The sequence below is a fragment of the Mesorhizobium sp. M7A.F.Ca.CA.002.09.1.1 genome (assembly GCF_003998555.1).
GTDB lineage: Bacteria > Pseudomonadota > Alphaproteobacteria > Rhizobiales > Rhizobiaceae > Mesorhizobium > Mesorhizobium ciceri.
The window spans coordinates 1-7,688 of sequence record NZ_RZRR01000181.1 but is presented as its reverse complement, the minus strand read 5'-3'; the positions used below and the strand labels follow the sequence as shown (position 1 = coordinate 7,688).

The 7,688-nt window shown below is 62.9% G+C and carries 8 protein-coding genes and 1 pseudogene; 5 read left to right on the top strand and 4 right to left on the bottom strand.

Annotated features, from left to right (window positions below; genetic code table 11):
- The 3 genes and pseudogenes from EN994_RS10785 to EN994_RS10775 all read right to left on the bottom strand — a co-directional run.
- Positions 1-215: pseudogene (locus EN994_RS10785) on the bottom strand (Enamidase); the annotation flags it as partial.
- Positions 216-259: 44 nt separating this feature from the next.
- Positions 260-811 carry a MarR family winged helix-turn-helix transcriptional regulator gene (locus EN994_RS10780; protein ID WP_024502291.1) on the bottom strand — a complete coding sequence of 184 codons (552 nt, stop codon included), beginning with the start codon at positions 809-811 and terminating at the stop codon, positions 260-262.
- 48 nt (positions 812-859) lie between these two features.
- A complete protein-coding gene (locus EN994_RS10775) occupies positions 860-1,504 on the bottom strand; it encodes an isochorismatase family cysteine hydrolase (RefSeq protein WP_024502292.1) in 645 nt (214 codons plus the stop codon).
- Positions 1,505-1,736: 232 nt separating this feature from the next.
- Between EN994_RS10775 and EN994_RS10770 the strand changes: the two genes are divergently transcribed.
- The gene (locus tag EN994_RS10770) at positions 1,737-2,591 is read left to right on the top strand and encodes an NAD(P)-dependent oxidoreductase (protein ID WP_024502293.1); all 855 of its coding nucleotides are present in this window, start codon (positions 1,737-1,739) and stop codon (positions 2,589-2,591) included.
- Positions 2,588-3,394 carry an SDR family NAD(P)-dependent oxidoreductase gene (locus tag EN994_RS10765; RefSeq protein ID WP_024502294.1) on the top strand — a complete coding sequence of 269 codons (807 nt, stop codon included), beginning with the start codon at positions 2,588-2,590 and terminating at the stop codon, positions 3,392-3,394. The genes EN994_RS10770 and EN994_RS10765 overlap by 4 nt, the downstream gene beginning before the upstream one ends.
- A 107-nt stretch (positions 3,395-3,501) precedes the next feature.
- Here EN994_RS10765 and EN994_RS10760 read toward each other — a convergent pair whose 3' ends face one another.
- A complete protein-coding gene (locus EN994_RS10760) occupies positions 3,502-4,287 on the bottom strand; it encodes an SDR family oxidoreductase (RefSeq protein ID WP_063170106.1) in 786 nt (261 codons plus the stop codon).
- Positions 4,288-4,386: 99 nt separating this feature from the next.
- Here EN994_RS10760 and uxuA point away from each other — a divergent pair, with 99 nt between their 5' ends.
- The 3 genes from uxuA to EN994_RS10745 form a co-directional block, all read left to right on the top strand.
- Entirely contained in the window at positions 4,387-5,571 is a 1,185-nt protein-coding gene (gene uxuA, locus EN994_RS10755; protein WP_063170107.1) for a mannonate dehydratase, read from the top strand.
- A gap of 316 nt (positions 5,572-5,887) precedes the next feature.
- Positions 5,888-6,907, top strand: a complete 1,020-nt coding sequence (locus EN994_RS10750) for an isopenicillin N synthase family oxygenase (RefSeq protein ID WP_013530313.1) — start codon at positions 5,888-5,890, stop codon at positions 6,905-6,907.
- Between the two features lie 335 nt (positions 6,908-7,242).
- Positions 7,243-7,688: LLM class flavin-dependent oxidoreductase (locus EN994_RS10745; protein WP_127307528.1), on the top strand; the 446-nt coding region annotated here is incomplete at its 3' end.

Below are 7,688 nucleotides of genomic sequence, written 5' to 3'. Positions count from 1 at the left end.
CGCCGGGTCTTATCGACAACCACGCCCATCGCATCGATGATCGTCGCCGCGCTGCCGCCATCAATGTCGCCTGCCTTGCCAATGCCTGATATGCGTCCATCGCTCACGACGATGGTGTCGGCGTCGATGATCGGTTGTGCGAGATCGCCGCTCAGCATGAGACCGATATTGCGGACGACGAGCGTGTTGGCAGACGACTGGAGGTCGGACGACATCGGTTCTCACTTTTGCTGTTATGGAAAAAAGGACTGGACGCGGCTTATTTGCCGCCGTCGCCATTCGTTGGGTCGTCGTCATTGATGCGCTGGAGCAGGCGAAGCAGCGTCGCCTGCTCAGCCGGGGAGAGCGGCGACAGGAACCGCCGCCCGACCTCGACGCTGCGTTCGAGCCGTTCCAGCGTATAGTCGGTCCCTTTGCTGGTCAGCGCGATCATCGTCAGGCGTTGGTCGGTTTCGGAGGCGCTGCGCGTGATCAGCCCGTGTTTGAGCAGTTTGCGCATGACGATGCTGATGGTCGACGGGTCCATCGCCGTCAGCCGGCCGAGATGGTTCTGCGAGACTTCGCCATGCTTGAGGATCGTGGCGAGCGCCGCGAATTGCGTTGGCGAAAGGTCTTCGCCGGCCATGACCTGCTGGAAGCGCAGTGTCGCGCGCTGATGCGCCCGGCGGATGACGTGCGCCGGGTGACGGTCCAGTTCATAGCCGGTCTCGGCGTATTGCTGCAGCACTTGCTCGCGGCTCGGGGGTGCATCGCCGCTCGGCGTTTTCGAGGTCGCGCCTTTTTCGGATTGCGGTTTCTTTTCAGTCGTCACACCGGACTCCTATCGCCGCTGTCTCGGATGTCGCCGGTTTGGAAAAGCTCAAGCCGCGACCTCCGCTGGTTGAAGCGACGTCCCGTCGCGGAGGGCTGCGACGACATCAGCCGAATCGCTGACCACGCCGAAATGGGTCGCTATGTCGTAGAGCGAGCTTTCCTGCTCGCGTGGTCCCGTTGCCGCGCAGCAATCGCTTGGCACCACCACCTCATAGCCCTGGAAAAAGGCATCATGGACGGTCGAGCGCACGCAGATGTTGGTGACCACGCCGAAAATGACCAACTGATCGACCTGCATGTCTTTCAGCGTCAGGTCCAGGTCGGTTTGAAAGAAGGCCGAGTAGCGCCGCTTGATGACATGGATCTCATCATCGCGGGCGCCGAGATCCTCGATGATCTCCGGCCCCCAGCTTCCATCCAGGCAATGCGGTGTGCGCTTCAGCCATTCGCGCTCTCGTCGCATGCCCGGTCGGTGGCTGTCATGGACCCAGATCACCGGCACGCCGGCGGCGCGCGCAGCCTCGATCACGGCCAGTTGCGGCGCGACCAGCGTCTCGTACCCAGGCAGGACCATGGCCCCGCCGGGCTTGCAGAACTCATTGACCATATCGATGACGATAATGGCCGCACGGCGTGGATCGAGGCGCACCGCATCATCGTGCCGATGTGAGGAAAAACTGTCCACGGACATGGCGAGCTCCTTTGACCGATCGTTGATGCTCATACAAAAAACCCTAGTGGATGCCAAGTCAATCCCGTTCGACGCAAAGCGTGCTGGTCGGCCTTGCGCACCGCGCTCCGACAAGCGTATGCGCTATTTGCCCATCGCGAAATGGCCTTGACAACGCTTGTCAGGCATGTGCTCGATTTGTATGACCATCAATGATATTCAAGCCGCTGAATTGCGGAGCCGAGGCCGAGATATGAAAACCATCGTCACCGGAGCCAGCGGCCTGCTTGGCCGCCATGTGGCCGAGGCTCTGGTTGCGGCCGGCCACGATGTGCTTGGTGTCGATGCCGTGGTGCCGGGTGAGGTCGCATGGCGCCACGCAACCGCCGATTTGACCGATCTGGGATCGACACTGCAGCTGGTGCGCGATTGCGATGCCGTTGTGCATGTCGCGGCCATTCCGCGGCCGACCGGCCGGGCCGGCGGCGAGGTGTTCAAGACCAACATCGCGACCGCCTACAATGTGGTCGAGGCAGCCGCCATGGCCGGCGCCAGGCGCTTCATCTATGCCTCATCCTTCAGCGTCTTCGGCTATCCCTTTTTCGAAAAACCTGTGCGACCGCCCTATCTGCCGGTCGACCTGGACCACCCGGTCGGCGCGCAGGACCCGTACGGCCTGTCGAAATGGCTGGGCGAGGAAATCGTCGACGCGGCGGTGCGCCGCGGCGCCTTTTCGGCGGTCAGTATCCGCATGCCGTGGATCCAGACGCCGGGTTCATTTTTCGAGGGCGTCGGGCCGCGCCGCGCCACGGCCGACAGTGCCCGCGACCTGTGGGCCTATCTCGACGCGCGCGACGCCGGGCAGGGCTTCCTGCGGGCGCTTGAATGGCAAGGCGACGGCCATCTGCGCGTCCTGCTCAGCGCCGCCGACACCTTCATGGAAGAGGAAACCGAAGCGCTCGTGCGCCGGGTCTATCCCGATGTCGCTCTATCGCGGCCGATCGCCGGCTTTGGCGCCGTGCTCGACACGGTCCATGCGCGCGAAACGATCGGCTTCGAACCACAATATTCATGGCGTTCCTATCCAAAGCCGGAGACCGGGGGATGAAACGATTCGACCAGAAGAAGATCCTTGTCACTGGCGGCGCCGGCGCGATCGGCGGCGCGGCGGTGCGGCGTTTCCTTGACGAAGGCGCGCGCGTCGCCATTGTCGATCGCAATGGCGCGGCGGCGCAGCAACTGGCTCGCTCACTGGGTGAAAACGCCATTGCCATCGAAGCCGACGTCACCGATGAAGCGGATGTGCGGCGCGCCGTCGAGGCGACCGTCGAGACGTTCGGCGGCCTCGACGTGGTGTTCAACAATGCCGGCATTTCCGGCGTCGTCGCTCCCGTTCACGACCTGCCGGTCGAGGACTGGGATACGACCATCCGTATCAATCTGCGCGGTATCTTCCTCGTCCTGCAGGCATCGCTTCGGGCGATGATCAAGGCGGGGACCGGTGGCTCGATCGTCAACATGGGCTCATCCATGGCCGGTTGGGACGTCCTTTCGGGCGGTGCCGGCTATGTCGCTTCCAAACACGGCGTGGTCGGCCTGACGCGGGTTGCGGCGCTCGATGCTGCGCCCTACGGCATACGCGTCAATGCCATTTGCCCCGGCGTGATCGAGACGACGCTTGGCGTGCCGGCTTCCGGTGACGGCGAATTCAAGAGCAGCGTCCAGCATTTCGCCGACCGCATTCCATTGCGCCGCATCGGCCAGCCGGACGATGTCGCGGCCGCCGTGGCTTTCCTGGCCTCGGACGAGGCGAGGCACGTCACGGGCGTGGATTGGCTGATCGACGGCGGCCAGACCTTGCAGAGCTGGGCCAACGCCCCTGATGGCGGTGCGTTTCCGAAATTTCGCTAAAGCTCAATTTCGCTGCTCGATTTGCTTGAGCATTGATCTGCAAGAATTCGGCAAACCAATTGTCGGATGCCGGCCGCTCCCGCTAAAGGCCAGGCCCCATTCGCGATCTACTTCACGCCGATGCCGGCGGTCAGGCCGCCATCGATCTTGTAGTCCGCGCCAGTGCAGAAGCCGGCCTTCGACGAACACAGGAAAGCGATAAGTTCGGCCACCTCCTCCGGCTCGCCGATGCGCCCGATGGGGTGCGCTTCGCCGAAGCGCTTGTAGGCGGCCTCGACATCGGCGTCCGTGCCGTTCTCGCCGCGGGCGGCCTTCTCCAGGATCGGGGTGCGGATCGAGCCGGGGCTGACGGAATTGACGCGGATGCCGGAGCGCGCATGGTCCAGGGCCAGGGCACGCGTCAGCGTGTGGATGGCGCCCTTGGTGGTGGCATAGGCGGCGACGTTTTGCTGGCAGGCAAAGCCCTGCACCGAAGCGACGTTGACGATGGCGCCGCCGCCCCTGCGGACCATTTCCGGGATGCCGAAATGCGCGGTCAGATAGATCGACCCGACATTGACCGCCATCGCCTTGTTCCAGGTCTCGAAATCGGTGCTGACGGCGGTTCCGTACGGATGCACCGCCGCCGAATTGACGACGATATCGAGGCCGCCGAACCGCTCCACGCCGGCCGCGACCGCGTCGCGAACCTGATCGGGCACGGAGACGTCGGCGCCTATGACCAGCGCCCCGGCTGCGGAGCTTTCCAGCTCCGCTTTCAGTAGAGCGTTGGCCGCGCGGTCGATGCCGCAGGCGATGATCGCAGCGCCCCCTGCAGCGAGGCGTCTGGCGGTTGCGAGGCCAATCCCGGTCGTCCCCGTCACCAAGGCAACCTTGCCGTCGAAATCCTTCATTGGGAAAACTCCTTCATTCGCTGTCCGAAACCGGTTCCTAGTTTGACACCCATTGTGGTCCAACAATAGGTTGCCATCCTCTCGCAGAAGGAAGCGGCAATGGAACAGTGCTGGCGCTGGTATGGACCAAACGACCCGGTAACGCTCGATCATGTCAGGCAGGCCGGTGCGACCGGCGTGGTGAGCGCCTTGCACGATATCTATGACGGGCGCGCCTGGCCGCTCGAGAGCATTCTGGAGCGCAAGCGTGTCATCGAGGCCGCCGGCCTGACATGGTCGGTGGTCGAGAGCATTCCGGTCCACAACTCCTTCAAGGTCGGCGCGCCGGAACGCGAGCGCTACGCCGGCTACTATCGCGACTCAATCCGCGCGCTCGCCAAGGCCGGCATTGCGACGGTCTGCTACAATTTCATGCCGGTGGTCGACTGGACCCGCACGGATCTCGCCTATCGGCTGCCGACGACGGGCTATGCGCTGCGTTTCGACGCCATCGATTTCGCAGCCTACGACCTGTTCGTGCTGAAGCGCGTCAATGCCGAAGCCGGCTATACCGCTGCCCGTATCGCCGAAGCGGAAGCGCGGCTGAAGGAATTGAGCAGCGAAGCGATCGACAGGATCGAACGCAACCTGATCGCCGGCCTGCCGGCGACCGAGCGCAGCTATGACAGGGACAGTTTTCGCGAGGCCCTGGCGGACTACGATGCGATCGGACCAAAGGAGCTGCGCCAAAACCTTGCCTGGTTCCTGCGCGAGATCATTCCGGTGGCCGAAGAGGAGGGGGTGCGCATGTGCATCCATCCCGACGACCCGCCCTTCTCGCTCTATGGCTTGCCACGCATCGTTTCGACAGCCGAGGATGCGCGTTTCATCCTTAACGCCGTCGACAGCCCCGCCAACGGCCTGACGTTCTGCACCGGCTCTTATGGCACGCGCGCCGACAATGACATCGTCGCCATGGTCAAGGAATTCGCCGACCGCATCCACTTTGTCCACCTCCGCAACATCACCATCGAGGATGACGGCTCGTTCTACGAAGCCGAGCATCTCGAAGGCGGCACCGACATGGCGCATGTTATCCTCGCTCTGATGCAGGAAGAGGCGCGCCGTCGCAGGGAAGGCCGTGCCGACTGGCGCATTCCGATGCGACCAGACCATGGCCATCTGCTTGCCGACGACATCGGCAAGACCAGGATCAACCCCGGCTATTCGCTGATCGGCCGGCTGAAGGGCCTCGCCGAGCTGCGCGGCATCATGCGCGCCATCGAGCGGTTCGAGCTGGCTTGAAGCCGTCTTGCCGGTCGGCTGGCGGGATTTACAGACGATCACGCGCGATTGCGCTTCCGCTGCGACTTATACGCTGTCGCACTGGAAAGTGCGGTCCACGAGAGGCATGGCGGGTAAAGCACTTGTCGGGAAATTATTTGCCGACAGGTCATAATATGCAGCGCTGACGTTCTTCCATCCGGCCCGGATTGGACTTCCTGTTGCTTTGATCGGCACGCCTTGCGTGTCACTTTGAGATGCATTCATGCTCGAAGCTCTTGCCGGTGGTCGCTTCTACTTCTCCTAAGCCAGGGCAGAGAAAAGAAGGAAGCTGAACATGCCCAGAATTGTGCCGGTGCTTGACCTGAGCCGCCTCGAACAAGGTGCGTCCGAGTATCGTACCTTTCTCCTGGACCTGCGTACGGCAGCCCGGGACGTTGGCTTCTTCTATCTCAGCGGCCACGGAATTTCCGCCCCGGAGATCGACGACGTGCTCGATGCCTCGCGACGGTTCTTCGCGTTGCCGGAGGCCGACAAGCTGGCCATCGAAATGGTCAAATCCCAGCAGTTTCGCGGCTACACCCGCGCCGGCGGCGAACTGACCAAGGGCGCGGCCGACTGGCGTGAGCAACTCGACATCGGCGTCGAGCGCCAGCCCATAGCGCAGGGACCTGGAATTGCACCGTGGACACGGCTGCAGGGGCCGAACCAGTGGCCGTCTGCACTGCCGGAGCTCAAGCCGGCACTGCTTGCATGGCAGGCCAAGGCGACCGCGGTGGCCATTCGGCTGCTGAAAGCCTTCGCACTATCGCTCGATCAGCCCGAGGACGCCTTCGACGCGATCTATCGGGACTCGCCCAACCATCGCATGAAGATCGTCCGTTATCCCGGCCGTGACGCGACCGAAGGCGACCAGGGCGTCGGCGCGCACAAGGATGGCGGTTTCCTCACCCTGCTGCTGCAGGACGACAACAAGGGCCTGCAGGTCGAATATGACGGAAGCTGGGTGAATGTGGATCCGCTCCCTGGAACGCTGGTCGTCAACATTGGCGAACTGCTCGAACTGGCATCGAATGGGTATTTGCGTGCCACCGTTCACCGCGTCGTGACGCCGCCTGCCGGCGTCGAGCGGATCTCCGTTCCCTTCTTCTTCAGTGCGCGGCTGGACGCGACCATACCGCTTCTGACCCTGCCCGAGGAATTGGCGGCCGAAGCGCGCGGGCCGGCAAGCGATCCGGACAATCCGTTGTTCCGCGATGTCGGCACCAATGTGCTCAAAAGCCGACTGCGTTCACATCCCGACGTGGCACGCCGCCACTATGCCGATCTTCTCCAGGCCGGAGCGGCGGGTTCGTGAACTCAGCTCTGCACGAATTTTTGCCGTTTCATATGTTTTTTGGAATGCCATTCGTCGCCAAGGCTTCGAGATAGGCGCAAAAAGGTAAAATCGTTTAGCGGTTTCCTCCCATTCCGCTGGACGGTGTTCCCCTCTGAAGGTTCAAACCTTCTTTTGGCCGGGCCGCATTCGAGCCCGGCCATTTTTTGTCCTGGTCCCGGACAGCGCAAAACCTATGCTGCAAAAGGCCGGTGTGGAGGAACAGGATATCTTCCCGAGTTGCGCGGACCGTCCGATCCTGAGTTTAGGATTCGAGCGCTAGTGCTCGACTGTATCGATCGGTCGAAACGACTTTCATGACACAAAAACAATTGCACCTCGGCGCCTTCATGCGCCCCGTCAGCCTGCATACCGGCGCCTGGCGCTATCCGGGCGCCTATGCCGACGCCAATTTCAATTTCGCGCATCTGAAGCGCTTCGCCCAGACCTTGGAGGCGGCGAAGTTCGACGCCTTCTTCATGGCCGACCATCTGGCCGTTCTCAACATGCCGATCGAGGCGCTGCGGCGCAGCCACACGGTCACCTCGTTCGAGCCGTTCACGCTTTTGTCGGCGCTCGCCGCCGTCACCGACCATATCGGGCTGGTCGCCACCGCATCGACGACGTTCGACGCGCCCTATCATGTTGCCCGCCGCTTCGCCTCGCTCGACCATATCAGCGGCGGACGCGCCGGCTGGAACATCGTCACCACGTCCAATCCGGATGCGGCGCTCAATTTCGGCCTCGACGAGCATGTCGAGCA

Coding starts and splice junctions, on each gene's coding strand:
- EN994_RS10765 (WP_024502294.1), top strand. CDS start 2,588: ATGAAACGATTCGACCAGAAGAAGATCCTTGTCACTGGCGGCGCCGGC.
- EN994_RS10760 (WP_063170106.1), bottom strand. CDS start 4,287: ATGAAGGATTTCGACGGCAAGGTTGCCTTGGTGACGGGGACGACCGGG.
- EN994_RS10770 (WP_024502293.1), top strand. CDS start 1,737: ATGAAAACCATCGTCACCGGAGCCAGCGGCCTGCTTGGCCGCCATGTG.
- uxuA (WP_063170107.1), top strand. CDS start 4,387: ATGGAACAGTGCTGGCGCTGGTATGGACCAAACGACCCGGTAACGCTC.
- EN994_RS10750 (WP_013530313.1), top strand. CDS start 5,888: ATGCCCAGAATTGTGCCGGTGCTTGACCTGAGCCGCCTCGAACAAGGT.
- EN994_RS10775 (WP_024502292.1), bottom strand. CDS start 1,504: ATGTCCGTGGACAGTTTTTCCTCACATCGGCACGATGATGCGGTGCGC.